General features: G+C 50.8%; 2 protein-coding genes. One reads left to right on the plus strand and one right to left on the minus strand.

The window, feature by feature from the left end; all coding sequences use genetic code 11:
• On the minus strand, positions 1 to 322 hold a 322-nt coding region (locus PLA23_RS12825; RefSeq protein ID WP_324475439.1), incomplete at its 3' end, for a sugar phosphate isomerase/epimerase family protein.
• Between the two features lie 21 nt (positions 323 to 343).
• Between PLA23_RS12825 and PLA23_RS12830 the strand changes: the two genes are divergently transcribed.
• A partial coding sequence (locus PLA23_RS12830; protein WP_324475440.1) for an exodeoxyribonuclease VII large subunit occupies positions 344 to 898 on the plus strand: 555 nt, incomplete at its 3' end.

Genomic DNA, 898 nt, shown 5'->3' on the forward strand with positions numbered 1-898 from the left:
CCGGATGAATCGTACAGACGGATGCTCCCATGCGATCAGCCAGTTCAATCGATCGCAGAATCCACCGGATCGAGACCTCCCGCACATCCGGGTTAATCGAACAGGGATTCAGATCCAGAACCGGAGCATGAATGGAAAGGGGGGCTCTGGTCGGGTATTGGATCATCCACCGTTTCAGATCAGATATCTGTAATCCTTTCAGCCAGAAATCGGGAGTTTCAAGCCAGAACTCAAGGGTGTCTGCACCTGAGGCGCCAGTCGCACGGAATACATCCTCAAGGGTGGCATCATGAAAGAACATGCTTGAGAACGAAATATCCATTACCAGACATTATCTATCCGGATGAAGATAATCGATCAGGTGATCATGGGCCAGGCAACCCTTCACAAGTGGAACAAAACAGACGGTCCGGTGACACTCCGTGTCTCTGAAGTCTCCAGAATGATTACCCGGCTGCTGGAGGACGAATCCCTACAGAATATCTGGATCTGCGGTGAAATTACAAATTTTAAGCGGCACAGTTCAGGTCATCTCTATTTCTCTCTCTCGGAACAGGTTGCAGGAAAGGAATCGGTTATATCTTGCACTATATGGAGAAATGCAGCACGGTATCTGGATTTTACTCCCGATGACGGGATGGAGGTCAGGGCATATGGCTCTATCTCGCATTATGAACCCGGCGGACGGTACTCGTTTCAGATAACCCAGATGCGTCCCGCAGGTGCCGGTGAGCGTGCCCTCCTGATCGAGAAATGGAGGCGCGAGATGGCTGCAAAAGGATGGTTCAGCCCTGAACGAAAACGTACCCCCCCGAAATATCCGGTCCGGATCGGAGTGGTCACTTCATCTACCGGTGCCGTCATCCATGATATCAGAAATGTCATCTCAAAACGGTTT

The organism is Methanospirillum sp., from assembly GCF_035406105.1.
Lineage (GTDB): Archaea > Halobacteriota > Methanomicrobia > Methanomicrobiales > Methanospirillaceae > Methanospirillum.